Below are 16,000 nucleotides of genomic sequence, written 5' to 3' on the forward strand. Positions count from 1 at the left end.
GCCTGGTAACCGTCTGGTGCCGTGACCCGGATCTTCGATTGGCCGTGCGGCCGCGTCTCCCAGTCGTCCATGAAGCGGGCGGTCAGTCCGTGCTGTTCGGCCAGCCGGATCAGCGTCTCGGTGCGGTAGTAGAAGTCCTCCCGCAATACCTGGTGCTCGACGCCCTCGGTGCGGTCGAAGGTGAAGTCGAAGAAGCCTCCCGGCGCCAGGATCCGCCCCACATGGCCCAGGCACTCGTCGATGATTCCGATGGGGGAGTGTGAGAAGACGCTGTGCGCGTGTACCACGTCGAAGTGGGCGTCGGGCAGGAAGTCGAGCGTCAGGTCCTGCGTGATGGTCAGGTGCGGCAGCTTGCTTTGCAGCCCGTACTCCGTCAGCGTCTGCTTGGCCGAGACGAGGATGTCGGGTGAGATGTCGATGCCGTAGTAGTGGCCCGGATCCAGGTGGGCGATGAAGTGGTGTCCGGCCCGCAGGTTGCCGCAGCCGATGTCCAGCATCCGGTGGTCGCCGCGCAGCCCGTGCTCCAGCAGATAGTCGAACTGCATCCGGCCGAGTGCCAGCCACCGCTCATGGGTCTTGCTGCCGACCGCGGCCTCCGGGTTGCGGCCCGTATCGGAGGCCATCACGGCCCGGTAGTACGAGACGTGGTCCCGGTGCTTGAGCCGCAGCCAGGTGTCCCGCGCCGACCGCCGCAGGTACGGGGGGACCCGTTCGGGATGGCGCAGGGCGTAGGCGACGCGGTGTGAGAGTGCGGCGCGGTTGGCCGAGAGGGAAGCGGCTGTCTTCTTGGGCATGGAGGTCCTCAATCGCGAGAGAGCAGGGGAAGAGGCAGGGGAGGAAGGAGGCGGAAGGGAAAGAGGTCAGGGTTTGTAGACCGCGCCGGGCTCGGCGACCCCCGGGGCCAGGAGCTGCGGGACGGTGACGAAGGTGTAGCCGCGCCGCTTGAGCTCGGCGATGATGCCGGGGACCGCCGGGACGGTGCCGCCGTAGATGTCGTGCAGCAGGATGATCCCGTCACGGTCGGCGGCGTCGAGGATCCGCCGGGTGATGAGCGCAGAATCCGTGGTGGAGTAGTCCTTCGCGGTGGCGCTCCACAGCACCTGCGCCAGGCCCAGTTCCCGGCTGACCCGGGCCACTTCCCGGTCGGTCCGCCCCTGGGGCGGGCGCATCAGGGTGGGCTTGCAGCCGGTCACCCGCTCGATGGCGTCCTGTGTGCGGGCGAGTTCCGTACGGATGCCCTCCGCGTCCAGATCGGTGAGGATGCGGTGCGACCAGGTGTGGTTGGCCAGTTCGTGCCCCTCGGCGGCCATCCGACGTACGGTCTTGGGGTGCTTTCGCACGTGGTCCTCGCCGAGCAGGAAGAACGTCGCGGGGACCTGCTCCTTCTTGAGCAGGTCGAGCAGTTCGGGGGTGTCCTTGCCCGGGCCGGCGTCGAAGGTGAGGGCGATGCATCGCAGTTCGCCGCAGTCGACGGCCCCGCCGTAGGCCGTCGTCCCCGCTGCGGGCCGGGCTTCGGTGTGCGAGGCCCGTGACCGTGCCTCGCCGGGAGATATGCGATCCGGCCTCAGGACACCGGCTGCCAGGGACGCGGCGGCCACCAGTGACGCGGCGGCGCCGAGCCAGATCTTCTTTCGTCCAACGATCATGCCGACGACGCTATGAACGTCCTGACCAGCGGGGATCGGCAGGAAGTCCCGCCCGGGCCGCCAGAGGGAGGATCGTGCTCCCGGTACCACTCCTCCTTAAGTATGGTCGAGCCGGGAGCACGGTTCCCGGGGGCGGTGGACGGCCGCCGTGCCCTTACCGTGGCGGGCATGCGCCATGTCCTTCGCCTGTCTCCCGCCCTCGATCCGGGGTCCTCTCCTCGCCCCAGGCCGGGCGGCCGGTTTCCCTTCGCCACTCGCGCGATCGACGCGCTGGCCGTGCTGGTGGCCGCTTTCACGACGGGGATCGCGGGTGATGGCATTGTGCTCCTCCCGCAGTTCGACTTCTGGCCCCTCAACGCCGTATTCGTCTCGCTGGGTCTCACCTGGCTCTCCCCGCACGAGTGGACGGGAGCCGTGATCTTCTGCGGGGTGTTGTGGTGGCGGCGCAGGTGGCCGACAGCGGTGGCCATCGGCTTGCTGCTGGCCAGCCTGCTCTACCCTCTCCTGCTGCCCTCCCTGATCGCCGTCTTCACTGTCGCGGTGCACCGCCCCACGCGCACCACGGCCTGGGTCGCTGGCCTCGCCCTCGCCCCCTTCCTGCTCCACTACGCGTACTTGGTGTCCATGTGGCTCTCGTATTCGGCGTTCACCGCCGAGAAGATGCTGGCCGGTCTGCTCGGCGTGGCGCTGGTGGCAGCGGCGGTCGGCTGGGGCCTGTTCGTGCGCGCGATGCACGAGCGCGTCGACCGCGCCGAGACGGAAGCGGCCCGGCGCACCGAGGAGGCGCAGCGGGCGGCGCGGGAGGAGATCGCCCGGGAGATGCACGACGTGCTCGGCCACCGGCTGTCGCTGCTCAGTCTGCACGCGGGCGCCCTGGAATTCAGTCCGGGGGCGCCCGAGGCCGAGATTGCGCACACCGCTGCCGTGATCCGGGAGAGCGCGCACCGGGCGTTGCAGGAACTGCGCACCGTCATCGGGGTGCTGCGCGCCCCGACGGTTGAGGAGACCGGGGGCACCCGGCCACAGGCGGACTTGGACGACTTGGAACGGCTTTTCGCGGAGAGCCGCGAGGCCGGTACGGACATTCGGGCCCGCCTGGACGTCACCGCCTCGGAACAGCTGGCCGCGCTGACCGGCCGCACGGTCCACCGGATCGTCCAGGAAGGTCTGACCAACGCCCGCAAGCACGCGCCGGGGGCCGAGGTGCGGGTGGAGGTCACCGGCGGGCCGTCGGAGGGGCTTTCGGTCGAACTGAGCAACCCCGTCCCGTCGGAGGCGTCCCGCACCGCCGTACCGGGCGGCGGCCTCGGCCTGATCGGCCTCTCCGAACGGGCCGAGCTGGCGGGCGGCCGGCTCACGTACGGCCGGGGCGACGGCGGGTACCACCTGAGGGCCTGGCTACCGTGGGCCGCATGATCCGCCTCCTGGTCGTCGACGACGACCCCCTCGTACGCTCCGGTCTGCGCCTGCTCTTCGCCGGGGCCGACGGCATCGACGTCGTCGCCGAGGCCGCGGACGGGACCGAGGTGCAGCCCCTGGTCCGCACCTTCACCCCCCACGTCGTCCTGATGGACATCCGGATGCCGGTCATGGACGGTCTGGCCGCGACCCGGCTGCTGCGCAGCCGGCCGCCCGCGCCCGAGGTCGTGATGCTGACGACCTTCCACAGCGACGAGTACGTTGTGCGGGCGCTGCGTGCGGGCGCGGCCGGGTTCCTACTGAAGGACACCCCGCCACGCGAGATGGTCGAAGCCGTACGGAAGGTGGCCGCGGGGGATCCGGTCCTGTCGCCGTCCGTGATCCATCAGCTGATCACGGCCGTGACGGTGGAGTCGGATGCCGACGAGCGGCGGCGGGCGGCCCGCGAGCGGCTGGCGGTCCTCGGTGACCGGGAGCGTGAGGTCGCCGTGGCGGTCAGCCGGGGTCTGACCAACGTCGAGGCCGCCGCGGAGCTCTTCATCAGCGTGCCCACGGTGAAGACCCACGTCTCCAGCATCCTGACCAAGCTCGGCCTCAACAACCGGGTGCAGATCGCCCTCCTGATCCACGACGCGGGCGACCGCTGACGCACCCGGTGTGCCGCGTCACCCGCCCTCGGCCGTGACGGGCCAACTTGAGGTCGCGCAGGTAGGCAGATGTCGTTTTCGTGGCGGTCCGCTCGGCGCCCGGTGAAGGCGTTGCTCAACCGTGGTGTGAGGGCGGCGCGACGGGGTCCGTGACGGGGTCTTTCGTCGAGGCGGCCTGGTTTTGGCCGTCGTTCCCAGCTGGCTGCCCAGGATGAGGGCGCGACGGTACTGGGAGCGGCCCGCAGTGCCGGGCTCGCGCCGTTGTGGGCTGTGCTCTCTGGCGGCGTTGAGGCGCGGATCAACGGACCTGCTCGACACCCCGGCCGGCATGGTGCCCGTCAGGAACGGTCAGGAGTGAACGAGGAGTCAGCTCTTCGTCGGCCGGCCCCCCGTCAGCATGGGTATCGGTGTCGTCGAAGCCGCCCGGGAATGATCTGGTCATGTCCTTGTGCCGCCAGAGGGACAATCGCACCACGCTGTCTCGGCTGGGGTCTGGCTCATGTGAGAGCGGACCGGGGTGTCTTGTCACAAATATGTCGACTGCCGGTGGTGCCCTGGCACCTCTGTGACGGGCTCGGGGCTACGGCCGCGGCCCAGGTGTTGTGGAGCGGGCCGAGGCTGATCTGCATCGCTGGCGATCTCACGCGCTACGGCGTGCCCGCCGTGCGTGAGCATCGCCCTGGTCCGCTACCGCTTTTTTGGCAGCGACCTTCTGGGCCTTGAGACCGTCGCGTCCGTCAGTGGCCGGACATCCCTCGCGCGGCCGGTGAGCCGGCCGGCGGTCACGGTGGGAACGGGCGGCGACCGGAGTGCGGCGCTGGAGGAGCTGGCGGCGGCGGTCGACGAGGTGCTCCTCGGCCTGGGAGACGGCGTCAACCGCGTCCAGCGCAAGCAGTACCGCGCGTATCAGCGACTGCGGAACTTCGCGTGTGTCTGTCCGCCGCAGAAGACCAAGCTCCTCGCCCTCCGCCTCGCTGACGCAATGTCAGCGCCCTGATGGCCGCCCGAACGATCCCACCTACCCCTCGCTGGGATACGACATGGCCCACTCCCCACGTGCCGTAGCCGCTCTGGAGGAGCTTCGTTGACGCGGCGCGCACACCGTCCCCGCGGAGACGCGACGAGTCCAGAACACTTACGGACCGGTCTGCTCCTTGACGTCATGCCGACGCGGGCGGCTCGCTCTGGCAGATCCTTGACCGCGGACGAGGAGGAGTCACAGGGGCTGGCTTGCCGCGCTGGAAGAGCGCCCACGAACGCGGTGAGTCTCCCCTACGGACGAGCGGGTACTCGGTCATCGATCTTCACCACGACCGGATCACCTTCTTCGCAGAACGCTCGGCTCAGCACCCGCGCCGTCGCGTAGTACACCTGCGCGGCCATGGCCCAGTCGGCATACGAGACCAGCTCCTCGGTGCCCTCAGCGCGCCGGGAGTTCACCGCGAGACGGTAGAGCGAGAGCAGCATGGCGACCAAGGACCGGCCGGAGAGCACCGCAGCCACCAGGCCACCGTCGCGTTCCTCCAGAGCCGGGGTGCGGAAGTGGGGGTGATTGCCCACCTGTGCTGCCACGAACTCCCATGTGTCGCGGTGGCAGACCAACGTTGCCGACGCGACCTTTCCAGCCCTCATGATCGCCCAGATCCGACCGCTCTCGCTGATGGGATACGGCTCACCCTCCGGGGCGCCGTCTCCTGGATTCCGATCGCCAGCCTCCAGCGCCGCGCGAGGAGCCTCCTGCTCCTCTCCCTCCTGGAGGTTGGCTTCCGGTCCGGTCTGTGCCTCCGCTTCCGGGGCAGGCTGCTCTGCGTCCACCCCGGCGGCAGCCGCGCTTTCGGCGTGCGCTGGTTCCGCCGTGGACGGGACCTCGTCTGAGGTCGAGGAGTCGACCATGGTCGATACCGCTTCCTTCTCCGACCCAGTCCTCTGTCCAGGCAGGGCCGTCGGCTCCGGCTCGAAGCCGGCGTCGGCTTCAGCATCCGCATGCGGCGCCCCTGCAGTGCCACCGACCCCGGCCGGAGCCGTTGCACGCAGCAGTGCCAGCGCTTCCCCGATGTCCTGGCGCAGGTCTTCGAGCTCGCTGTGCAGACGGTCAACGTCGCGTTGCAGATTGGCTACCGCGGTAACGGCCTCGCTGGCACGCTTGCCCGCGTTGTAGGCGCTGGTGCGCGTCTCTTGCTGGGAGGACCGCGCCGCAGCGTGGGCGGCGGCCGTGAGCGGGCCTTGAGTCAGACCCCATGCTGATGCCCGACCAGTCCGGGGAGACGGGCGGTGCGGCGGTGGCCCTGACCTTGGGGGTTCGCAATTTTCATCAAGGCCCGCGAGAACCTACCGGACGATCCGATGTCAGTGGTGACTGGCAGCATGGCGATCATGAGCCGAATCATCTCGTTCAACACCGCAGACAAAGCCGATGTCGTGGCATTTCTCGGGGCCGCCGGGAACCTGACATCTGACCAGCAGCGCAACCTCGGAGTCATGCGCGAGCTCGCCCAAGCCCGTCAGCGCGACCTCGACCACGAGGGCCTCGACTGGGGCCTGGCCATCCCGGACGCCCTCGACCACCTCATAGCCGGCCACGCCAGCTCAGACGCTGAATACGCGGCTGGTGCCTACTACACCGCCCTCCAGCTCATCATCGACCGCAACGGCTCTGACCCATCCGACCTGGGCGTCTACTCCAAGCCCGGCACCTTCTTCAGCCTGCTGGACGACGAACTTCGCCGCCTGGGGGTGAGCGCCGACCTCCTGCCCCACGACTACCTGTTCGCCGGGCCGCCCGACGAGATCCCCTTCTACATCCCGTATCCCGTGGACGGCCCGCACATCGGCATGTGGCCGCTGGCCAAGGCCAAGCCCGCCGCCGACGCCTACCGCACGGTCCTGGGCCAGATGGACGACGGGTTTACCTACGACACCCAACACCTCATCGAGAAGCTGGAATTCGAGCACGCCGAGTGGGAGTTCGCCACGAAGAACCTCGACTGGTACACCCAGGACACGATCTTCTTCTCCATCAAGGGCTGACGTGCCATCGCCGCCATGAAATGGCCCTCCCATGAAATCCGCACCGCGCCCGTGCCCTGCGGGCCCGGTCGGTGGTGCTTCTTGCATGGCCGACGACACCGTCGCTGACCCGGCCACGGGCCGGTCAGGCCAGAACGGTGGCCACGGTCTCGCGGATGGCGCGCTGCTGCAGCGCAAGACACACCGTCTGCTCACGCTGCCAGGTGTGCGCAACGCGGCGGCTCTGGGTGCGCCTGACGAGAAGCACGGAGAGGCCGTACAGATCTTCCTGGTCACGGCCGGGGGCGGCGCTGACGTCGACCCGGAGCAGCCGGCGCCGCGGTGACCGCCGAGTTGGGCGAGTTCCGGGGCGGTGCCGAAGGCACCATTTTCCCAGGGGTCGGGCTTTCGGCCTGCGGCGACGCCGCTATCACGGCCTGGCCATGGCCCGGCTGCAACACCAATTCGCAGCCACCGCGATGAACTCCCACCGCCTCACAGCCTGGTGGACAGACGTCCCACGAGCCCCCACTCGCACGTCTCACCTGGCAGCCCTCCGGCCCGCCGAGTAGAACTCGGCGGGCGAGGAGTGGAACACAGCGGGCCAGATACGCCAACAGTGTCGCTTGCTCCGGCGGGGGTTCGTGCGTGGCGGGTCACGACGACGCGCAATGTCACGTATGGGCACAGCTGTACTCCGTCTCTCCGCTTGCGAGCACGCGGAGAAGGGACGCGGTGACGACACGTGCACTAAGACTTCGAACTCCCACTTGCGAACGTGGCTGTCCCTCACCTCTTCGGGCCGCAAGGCGCTGGCAGGGCACCGGGCCGAGCTACGCCGTATTGCAGATCTCGCGGATTCTGCCCGACGTCACACAGTGTGAGCGTTCCACAGAAATTGATCCAGGCCCCGAGAACGGACAGCACCCGTCGGCTGACTCCCCATCCCGGGCAGGGTGGCTTTCCTGAGCGTCGGCACCCGTAGTAGCCGACCCGGGTCGCTTATAGGTCATCACGTGTGTGATGACTACATCGTGTGGAGTCGGAGAGGACGATCCAGGCGGCCATGGTGGTCGCTGGCGCCGACTACCTGCTGCGGGTCCCGCGGAATGGCAAGGTAGACCGGCTTGGTCCTCGATCCTCGGGGGTGTCGCCGGACCGTTCACCTCGCCTGCGGCGCACCTCCGTGGTGCGATGGAACGGGGCTAGGAAGGAGAGAATGATGGTCCCACCAGCAGCGGAGCGCAAGAGTGGCGCGGCCCCGGTATCAGTCCGCCCGCTGGGTGAGGCGGACCTGGATGGGGCCGATGAGATCTGCAGGGTCGCCTTCGGGACCTTCCTGGGGGCACCTGATCCGTTCGGGACCGTCGACTACGTCCGCACCCGTTGGGCGGCCGATCCACAGGCGGCGTTCGCGGCGACGGTCGAGGGTGAAGTAGTTGGATCGAACTTCGCCGCCAACTGGGGCAGCGTCGGGTTTTTCGGACCGCTGACCGTACGTCCGGATCTGTGGGACCAGGGCATCGGCAGGCGTCTGATGGAGCCGGTCATCGACTGCTTCGACGCCTGGGGGAATCGCCACCTCGGCCTGTTCACCTTCGCGCACAGTCCCAAGCATCTTGAGCTCTATCGCCGGTACGGTTTCTGGCCTCGATTCCTCACAGCCATCATGAAGAAGCAGGTCACAGAGGGTGCCGCAGTCCCCGGCCGGGTGCTCTATGGCGAACTGCCCGCCGCCGAGCGGCCCGACGCACTGAGCCTCTGTCGCACACTGACCGGAGCCGTGTACGAGGGCCTGAGCCTGGAACGCGAGATCGTGGCCGCGCATGCGCAGGGACTCGGTGACACCATCCTGCTCCATGGCGCCGGCTCCGAGCTCGACGGCCTGGCCGTCTGCCACTGCGGAGCCGGGTCGGAGGCTGGCGTGGACGTGTGCTTCATCAAATTCGGTGCCGTACGTCCTGGTCCGGAGGCCGCCGACCGGTTCGAGCGACTGCTCGACGCATGCGAGCGGCTGGCCGCCGAGCGCGGGCTGGGGCAACTGGACGCTGGCATGAACCTGGGGCGCCCGGATGCCTACCGTCGCATGATCCACCGCGGTTTCCGCACCTGGTTGCAGGGCGTGACCATGCACAGGCCCAACGAACCCGGATACAGCCACCCCGACGCGTATGTGATCGACGACTGGCGCTGAGACCACCGTCGCGCTCGGCCCGCTAGTGCCGTATCAAGCAACGTTTGCCCCGTCGGCGATCGTGCGTAGGTACCGGTCGCCGACGTGGTCGGTGCCGTCCAGGGTGAAGTAGCGCAGGGCTGTGATCTGGCCTCGATCCGGTTCAGCTAGGAGGAGTTCGTCGGCGTGTAGGCGATCTCGACGCTGTTCGCCGCCTCCCAGGCTCCGACACATTGGCGCCTCTTCGCGGTCAGTTGCAAGGAGAAGCTGTCGCAGACGATCGCGATCAGCACCTCGGGGTCCTGGCCACTGAGCGCGCGACTTGGCCTCTCTGGCGCTCCCTGTCACTTCGCTCCTGCCACGAGGGCCTCGCTCCCGCGCACGGGAGCGAGGCCCTCCAGTTCCGTCTTCTCAGCCGTTGGCCTTGGCCAGGCAGTCCCGGTAGGCGTCCCGCTTCGGCCGGATGTCCTTGTCCGCTGCGGCCTTGTCGGAGATCGCCTTGTCCAGGGCGGTCTTGCGGGCTGGGACGTCCTTGGCGAGGATCGCCTTTCGCGCCGTCTCCGCGTCGGAACGCAGCCGCTCGATCAGGCCCTTGGCGGACGTCCTCGCCATCTCCTCGTGGGGGCTGTTGGCCTGGCCGGCCCCGTCGAGCACCTTCTGTGCCGCGTCGGCCTCGGCGACGGCGGCGTCCGCTGTGGCAGCGGCATCGCCGCTCTGCGCCGCCTTGTCCAGCTTGATGATCGCGTCGTACACCGGGCGGCTGTCCACGTAGATGTCGTGGAAGGTGCGGAGAAGCTTGCCTCCGGTGTCGACCGTCTTGCCGAGCTTGGCCTGGTCGTCCTTGGCCTCGTTGTACGCCCGCTGGGCAGTGTCCACGGCGGCTTCGGTGTCCTCCTGCTTGTCCTGTGCGTTGAGGTAGGCGACGGCCTTGTTCGGACACGCCGGGGCCTGCGCCGCGAGGGCCTGGGTGGGGGCGAGGACGGTCAGGGCGCATGCCGCCAGGAGAGCGGCCCTACACGCGGTGCTGATCTTCACGGATTGAGTCCCATGATCGGTTGGTCGGATTGCGCTTGATCAAACGATTCGCCGCCGCCGATGATGCGGACACCAGGTGAGAACATTCGTTCTCGAGTTCCCCGCGGGCGTCTCCCGGCCCGGCGCCGACCACGGCCTTGCGTCGGCACCGGTTCACCTCCGCCCGGGCGGAGGTGAACCGACGCAGTTCAGGGTGATGCTGAAGTCGGCGAGGTCCTCTCCGCGCAGGCGGAGGTGGGCCGTCGCGGTGCCCGGAGGGGTGGGGCCTTGATGAAAGTTGAGAACCCCAAGGTCAGGGCCACTGCGCTTGAGGGCCCTGAAACGCCCTTCGCGCACTTCGGGAACGCCTGATGGGCTTCCTCAGGCCGGGATGCTCTTCACCGAGGGTGAGCCACCCGTCCGGGATCCAGCCGGCGACGGGCCCCTCGGTGAAGAGATCGAGGCCGGGAAGCTCCGGTGCGGACGCAGCTCCCGCGACCTCCCCACAGGGCACCCAGAGGACAGCAGCGCCGTCCTTCCCCTTTCACAGGGGAAAGGGGGGCCGGTCCAGGTGCGCCACAAAGACCCTGTCTTCCCAACGCACTTGACCCCGCATCGGCCAGGTGATCCACAACAACGGAGCCTACGGCGTGTCCAAGCTCCCGCTCACCCACGCGGTGCGCAGCGCCTTCTTGTCCACCTTGCCGACCTTGGTCGTCGGCAGCTGGTCCAGCAGGACCGTCTTTCGGGGCGTGTACAGCTCGCCCAACTCGCCGGTCACAGCTGCGCCGACCGCCTCCGGGTCGACGTCAGGGCCGCCCTCGGCCGTGGCCAGGAAGATCTGTACGGCTTCCCCGTACTCCTCGTCCGGCACGCCCAGGGCCGCCGCGTTGCGCACACCGGGCAGCGTGAGCAGGAAGTCCTCCAGGACGCGGGAGTAGACGTTGTCGCTGGTACGGCCGGTGACGATGATGTCCTTGGCCCGGTCGACGAGGTAGAGGTACCCCTCGGCGTCGAGATAGCCCATGTCCCCGGTGCGCAGCCAGCCGTCCTGCAGCGCCGCCGCGGTGCGCTCCGGGTCCTCGTAGTAGCCGAGCATCACCGTCTCGCCACGGACGCACACCTCGCCGACCTGCCTGACGGGCAGTGCCGCCGTGCTGTCTTCACCACGGATCTCGATCTCGACGTCGGCTATCGCACGGCCGCAGCTGCGCCAGAGCTCGGGGCGCACGGCTGCCTCCGAGGCGAGATCCTCCGCACCGAACGCGGTGATACCGAGCGCCTCCGACTGCCCGTAGCCCTGGCTGACCACGGGCCCGAACACCTCGACCGCCTGCTGCAGCCGACTGGGCGACGTGGCCGCACCGCCGACGACGATCCGCCGCAGCTCGGGCAGGATGCCCGGCTCGCACTCCGGGTGGTCGAGAACCGCGTACAGCATGGGCGGTACGAACATGGTGGCGGTGATCCGCTCCTCCCGGAGTACCGTCAGCGCCGCGCCCGCTTCGAACTCGGGCAGCACGACGAGGGTGGACCCCGTCACCAGAGCCTGGAGCGAGGTGAGGTGGCCGCTGCCGTGCGTGAGCAGCGTGGCGGCGAGCACCCTGTCCGTACCCTGGTCCATGGTCGGGAAGAACGCGGAGCCGGAGTACTTCGGGACGTCTTCCACCAGGTCCACCAGCATGTTGTAGAGCCGGTGGCTGTGCGAGGCGAGTTTGGGGCGGCCCAGGGTTCCGCCGGTGTAGAGGACGGTGACGGCTTCGTCCGCTCCCGGGGCGGGCACGCCCTCGGGGCGCGTGTCTGGGCACTCGGCTGCCAGGGCCAGCAGGTCCGTGCACTGCTGCTCACACGGCCCGAGGCTGAGCAGTGCGGGGGTGTGGATGCTGCGGCCGGCCGCGTCGGCGGCCCGCTCGGCGAAGAGCGGGTCGGTGACCACGGCGCGCGCCCGGGACTGCTCGACCAGCGCGGCGAGTTCGCCGGGTCCTGGCTCGGGCGGCAGGAACACGACACGGCAGCCGATGAGATGGACGGCGAGCTGCACCAGGACGGAGTCCACGCGGTTGGCCAGGAAAAGGCCCACTCCGTCGCCGGGCGCGAGACCCTGCCCGCGCAGCGCATGCCCCAATTCGAACAGCCGCCGACGAGCCTCTCCCCTGGTCAGCCGCTGCGCCCCTTGGACGAGCGCCTCGGCGTCCTCGTCCTTGTACCAGTGCTCCAGAATGCGGTCTAAGTACGTCCGCGGCTCGGATGTTTGCTGTGCGTTAACAATCACCAACACATCCAAACATGCTGCTCAGAAGCCGCGGCTTCACGGGGGCCATCTTCGGCCATCAGCTGGCGAAGTACCATGCCCATGCCTTGATGGAAAAGCGGTATTCGCAGGTCAGTTGAGCGCTTGAGAGCGCGCACAGTACGCCCGTCATCGTGGCCGGGGAACCGCTCCCCGTGGTGTGGCCCCGGCAGGCCCTTGCACGGAGATCGGCCGGCCGACAGCAAGGTCGGTCCGACGCGCAAAGCAAACCACAGACCCCTGCCCTGCAGGGGTGGAGGACGAGCCACCGGCCACGTGCTCTCCGCGCAGGCGGAGGTGGGCCGTTCGCCCAGGACATCAGCAGCCTGACCGGCGCGTGCTCTCCGCGCAGGTGGAGGTGGGCCGGAGCTGCGCTCCGCGTCCGGTTTCGACGCCGGCGGCCTGGTGGCCTGCGCGACCAGGCAGGCCAGCCGCTGACCTACACACCGCATGACTTCCGCAGGATGTTCGCCACCGAGGCCGTCACCGGCGGCCTGCCCGTCCACATCGCCGCCCGCATCCTCGGACACAAAACGCTGACCACCACTCAGGCATACCTTGCGGTCTTCCAGGACGACCTGGTGCGGACCTACCGCGGCTTCCTCGACCGGCGCCGGGCTGACCGACCGCAGGACGAGTACCGCGAGCCCACCGAGCAGGAGTGGCACGACTTCCAGCAGCACTTCGAGCTCCGCAAGGTGTCACTGGGGACCTGCGGGCGTCCCTACGGAACCCCCTGCAAGCACGAGCATGCTTGCATCCGTTGCCCGGTCCTCCAGATGGATCCTCGCCAGCGGCCCCGCCTCCTGGAGATCATCCAGAACCACCGCGAGCGCATTCGCGAGGCCCGCGCCAACGGCTGGCTCGGCGAGGTCGAAGGACTTCAAGTCAGCTTTGACGCCGCGATGGCCAAGCTCAACAGCCTCAAACGGGCTCCGACCGATGGCCGGCCGCAGCTGGTTGACCTTGGCATGCCGGTCTTCACCGACCACGCACCACTGCTTCAGCCAGGATCGGGAGAGCCCGGATACCGGCCCTGATCCTGTCGCTGAGCGAGTTCGGCTTGGCGAAGACTGCGGAACACCGCCGGGGTCGCCCATCCGCGCAGCGTGGCGTGAATCGACGAGCGGAGTGCCGCCTCGGCCGTGGTGGCGTCGAGGGCCCCGGCCAGTTCGAGAGTCACGAGCCCATGCAGGGTTGCCCAGATCGACAGAGCGATCGCCGTTGCGTCGCCAGTGAAGACGGACGCCGTCAAGGCGCGATCGATCGCCGCGAGGAGCGGACGGATCGGGTCACTGGCACCGACCTCCCCCGACGGGTCGAAGGACTGCACACCACCGAACAGCACTGTGTACAGGTGGCTGTGCCCGCACCCCCAACGACGGTAGGCGACGGCCAGCGCGTAGAGGTCGGCGAGAGGGTCCGCGGAGGTCTGCACCGCCGAGACGTCCTGGAACAGGCCGGCGACGGCTCTGTCGCGCACCGCACCGATCAGCCCGTCCTTACCACCGAACAAGGAATACACCGCCGTGGTCGAGGCCTCGGCAGCAGCGGCCACGGCGCGGACCGAGACCGACTCCCGCGGACGGGTGGCGAGCATCTCGGTCGCGCACTCCACAAGCCGCTCTTTGACGGCCTCGTCGTTTGTTCTGGGCCTACCCACAGCCAGCAGCCTACCTCCTCTGATAACGTCGTTTTGAAACAGCGTTCTGAAACTATCGGAGGTCCACCGTGCCCACGCCCGTCTTACGTCTCGTCCGCTTCACCGGACGCTTACTGCTGGCCCTGGCCGCCATCGCCATGCTGGTCGTCGTCTTTCTCGCACTGATCGCCCTCACGGACGGGGCAGGTTCGGGGCTCGCCGCGTGGTTGACGACCCTCGGGACCGGGACTGTCCTCGCGCTGTGGCGGGGCCGGCACCGCACCTGGCCGACGCGGCTCGTGCCGTTCCTGCCGGTGGTCGTCGCGGCGGTGTTGACAGCGACGGTCTGCATCCCGACCGTGCCGACGGCCCGGCAGTACCCGCCCGCCCTACCCTTCGTGGCCACGCAGCATTGGAGCCTGGCCACAGGCAGCCGGGTCGCGGTGTATCACTACCCGCCCGCGAACCCCAGCCCCCGGCATCCCGTCCCGTTCGTGTACCTCAACGGCGGACCGGTCCGCGGCATCTCGGTGCTCGACCACCGGTTCCTGCAACTCCTGGCACGCCAGGGCTACGACGTCTACGCCTACGAACAGGCCGGTGGCGGACGAAGCGACCTGCTCACCATGGACCAGTACACGATCTCCAGGTCGGTCCGTGACCTCGCCGCCTTCATCGACCGCCTGGACAAGGGCAAGGTCGACATCCTCGGATTCTCCGGAGGCGGAGTCGTACTCACCCGAGCCCTCGCCGACCCCGGCGTCGCCGCACGCCTGCACCGGGCGATCATCGCCGAGCCCGGGCCCATGGACGGCCCCACCGCACACATCACCGGGCACAAGGGCCGAGCATCCGCACGAGGCCTCGCGCCGGCCCCGACCGGACCGCGATCGACGCACGTCCCCCGGTACGCCGTGACATTCGGCCTCATGCGACTCGGACTCCTCACCCCCGACACCGGACTGATCGGACAAGCCGAAGGCGACAACGCCTTCACCGCCGCCGACCTCGGCAGCGACACCGCATCCGCCTACTGCGCGCGCGACGCGCACCGCATCCCCACCGAGGACACCGCACAGAACTTCTCCTTCAGCCCCGCCGCCAGCCTCCGCGTCCAGCAGACGGTCAAGGACTCACCCTCCATCGCCTCGCAGCTGAGGCACTCCCGGACCCCCGCGATGCTGATGATCGCCGAGTGCTCCTCCCAGGTCCGTCAATGGGCGACCGCCGTGCTTGCCAATGACCCCGCCATCCAGCGCACGCAGTACATGCCCGGAGTCGGACACCACATGTGGAACGGCCTCGACGACAACAACGACCGGGCCGTCGCCGTCATCACTGCGTTCCTTCAGGACAAGCCAGCCCCCCTGCCGAACTACCCGACCCGCGACGAGATCCCCACCTTCCTGCGCGACCACAAATGAAGACGCTGCAGCCCTGCACCGGCGTAGGCGGGCGAAGCCGCGAAGCCGCCCGGGCCCTGCGCGAAGTACAGCCAAGGACGAGCTCTTAGTCCGGAAAAGTCGACACGGCAAGGTCGCGTTCCTGCGGCGCATGGACGAAGGACGCCGAAGGGAACACGCGCAGGGAAGGCGGAAGGCCAGATGACTCCGGAAGGGCACGTCCTCAAGGCTTGAGCAGCGTGTTCGATGCGCTATCTGTCGCGGGGCACGCTAGGTCCTGTCCGGTGGATCTTGGCGGATCGACCACCGGCGGGGCGCGTGCGGGCGGAGGCCGGTGGCGGGCCCGCGCGCCCGGCCCGTCCCCGCTGTAGGCCGCCCGGCGGAACGCCACCTGGTTCGGTATCGAACCGCCGCTTGTGTGCCGCGTTTCGGCCGTTTCCGGTGCTAGCTTCCAGCTGCCGCCCGGTCGGGGCGGCGCTCTCGGCCACCATGCGAAGGAGCAGGCCATGCCCCAGATCAGCGCGGCTGACGCGGAGCTCAAGAAGTCGTTGGCGATGGAGGGCGACGCGGGGACGAAGACCTGGCGCGTCAGCATCCAGCCGAACGCGGAGCTCGCAGCGCACTTCCTCAACATCAACCCGCCCCAGGGCCCGGGCGAGGCGACCATCGCCCCCCGGCCCGACGGAAAGTTCGACGTCTTCTACCTGAGTTAGGCGCACTCCTCCACGGGAACCGGGGCCGCTCCGCACCGCAACATGGC

Annotated in this window: 14 protein-coding genes and 2 pseudogenes; 9 read left to right on the forward strand and 7 right to left on the reverse strand. The window is 68.8% G+C overall.

Features of this window, described 5'->3' with window-relative positions:
- Together TU31_RS35310 and TU31_RS35315 are read right to left on the reverse strand one after the other, a co-directional pair.
- Positions 1-794, reverse strand: a 794-nt coding sequence (locus TU31_RS35310) for a class I SAM-dependent methyltransferase (RefSeq protein ID WP_042162439.1), incomplete at its 3' end; no start/stop codon positions are given.
- A 66-nt stretch (positions 795-860) separates the two neighbouring features.
- Complete coding sequence (locus TU31_RS35315) at positions 861-1,646, reverse strand: polysaccharide deacetylase family protein (protein ID WP_042162440.1); 786 nt, start codon at positions 1,644-1,646, stop codon at positions 861-863.
- Positions 1,647-1,814: 168 nt separating this feature from the next.
- Between TU31_RS35315 and TU31_RS35320 the strand changes: the two genes are divergently transcribed.
- From TU31_RS35320 to TU31_RS35330, 3 genes and pseudogenes are all read left to right on the forward strand, one after another.
- Positions 1,815-3,062, forward strand: coding sequence for a sensor histidine kinase (locus tag TU31_RS35320; RefSeq protein ID WP_078886134.1), 1,248 nt, complete (start codon positions 1,815-1,817; stop codon positions 3,060-3,062).
- Entirely contained in the window at positions 3,059-3,712 is a 654-nt protein-coding gene (locus tag TU31_RS35325; RefSeq protein ID WP_042162468.1) for a response regulator transcription factor, read from the forward strand. The genes TU31_RS35320 and TU31_RS35325 overlap by 4 nt, the downstream gene beginning before the upstream one ends.
- Before the next feature lie 567 nt (positions 3,713-4,279).
- Positions 4,280-4,691, forward strand: a pseudogene (locus tag TU31_RS35330) (hypothetical protein); the annotation flags it as partial.
- Between the two features lie 293 nt (positions 4,692-4,984).
- On the opposite strand, the gene TU31_RS38925 reads toward TU31_RS35330, so the two are convergent.
- A complete protein-coding gene (locus TU31_RS38925; RefSeq protein WP_158894869.1) occupies positions 4,985-5,284 on the reverse strand; it encodes a hypothetical protein in 300 nt (99 codons plus the stop codon).
- An 801-nt stretch (positions 5,285-6,085) separates the two neighbouring features.
- Between TU31_RS38925 and TU31_RS35340 the strand changes: the two genes are divergently transcribed.
- The 3 genes from TU31_RS35340 (at position 6,086) to TU31_RS35350 (ending at position 8,912) form a co-directional block, all read left to right on the forward strand.
- The gene (locus tag TU31_RS35340; protein WP_042162472.1) at positions 6,086-6,739 is read left to right on the forward strand and encodes a DUF7691 family protein; all 654 of its coding nucleotides are present in this window, start codon (positions 6,086-6,088) and stop codon (positions 6,737-6,739) included.
- An 85-nt stretch (positions 6,740-6,824) separates the two neighbouring features.
- On the forward strand, positions 6,825-7,064 hold the full coding sequence (locus TU31_RS40080; protein WP_042162442.1) for a hypothetical protein: 240 nt from the start codon (positions 6,825-6,827) through the stop codon (positions 7,062-7,064).
- Positions 7,065-7,940: 876 nt separating this feature from the next.
- Complete coding sequence (locus tag TU31_RS35350; protein ID WP_042162444.1) at positions 7,941-8,912, forward strand: GNAT family N-acetyltransferase; 972 nt, start codon at positions 7,941-7,943, stop codon at positions 8,910-8,912.
- A 33-nt stretch (positions 8,913-8,945) separates the two neighbouring features.
- Here the strand turns inward: TU31_RS35350 and TU31_RS40505 are convergent.
- The 3 genes and pseudogenes from TU31_RS40505 to TU31_RS35365 form a co-directional block, all read right to left on the reverse strand.
- Positions 8,946-9,190, reverse strand: a pseudogene (locus TU31_RS40505) (IS630 family transposase); the annotation flags it as partial.
- A gap of 112 nt (positions 9,191-9,302) precedes the next feature.
- Positions 9,303-9,926 carry a hypothetical protein gene (locus TU31_RS35360; RefSeq protein ID WP_042162446.1) on the reverse strand — a complete coding sequence of 208 codons (624 nt, stop codon included), beginning with the start codon at positions 9,924-9,926 and terminating at the stop codon, positions 9,303-9,305.
- Between the two features lie 622 nt (positions 9,927-10,548).
- Positions 10,549-12,177, reverse strand: coding sequence for a class I adenylate-forming enzyme family protein (locus TU31_RS35365; RefSeq protein ID WP_245698992.1), 1,629 nt, complete (start codon positions 12,175-12,177; stop codon positions 10,549-10,551).
- A gap of 176 nt (positions 12,178-12,353) precedes the next feature.
- Here TU31_RS35365 and TU31_RS35370 point away from each other — a divergent pair, with 176 nt between their 5' ends.
- Positions 12,354-13,235 carry a tyrosine-type recombinase/integrase gene (locus TU31_RS35370; protein ID WP_275451883.1) on the forward strand — a complete coding sequence of 294 codons (882 nt, stop codon included), beginning with the start codon at positions 12,354-12,356 and terminating at the stop codon, positions 13,233-13,235.
- On the opposite strand, the gene TU31_RS35375 is transcribed toward TU31_RS35370, so the two are convergent.
- Positions 13,199-13,858, reverse strand: a complete 660-nt coding sequence (locus TU31_RS35375) for a TetR/AcrR family transcriptional regulator (RefSeq protein ID WP_042162450.1) — start codon at positions 13,856-13,858, stop codon at positions 13,199-13,201. The two genes, TU31_RS35370 and TU31_RS35375, sit on opposite strands and share 37 nt — an antisense overlap.
- A 68-nt stretch (positions 13,859-13,926) precedes the next feature.
- Here TU31_RS35375 and TU31_RS35380 point away from each other — a divergent pair, with 68 nt between their 5' ends.
- Both TU31_RS35380 and TU31_RS35385 read left to right on the forward strand, forming a co-directional pair.
- On the forward strand, positions 13,927-15,261 hold the full coding sequence (locus TU31_RS35380; protein ID WP_042162451.1) for an alpha/beta hydrolase: 1,335 nt from the start codon (positions 13,927-13,929) through the stop codon (positions 15,259-15,261).
- Positions 15,262-15,746: 485 nt separating this feature from the next.
- A complete protein-coding gene (locus tag TU31_RS35385) occupies positions 15,747-15,953 on the forward strand; it encodes a hypothetical protein (protein ID WP_042162454.1) in 207 nt (68 codons plus the stop codon).
- Positions 15,954-16,000 lie beyond the last annotated feature (47 nt).

This window comes from Streptomyces lydicamycinicus (assembly GCF_000829715.2).
Taxonomy (GTDB): Bacteria; Actinomycetota; Actinomycetes; order Streptomycetales; family Streptomycetaceae; genus Streptomyces; species Streptomyces lydicamycinicus.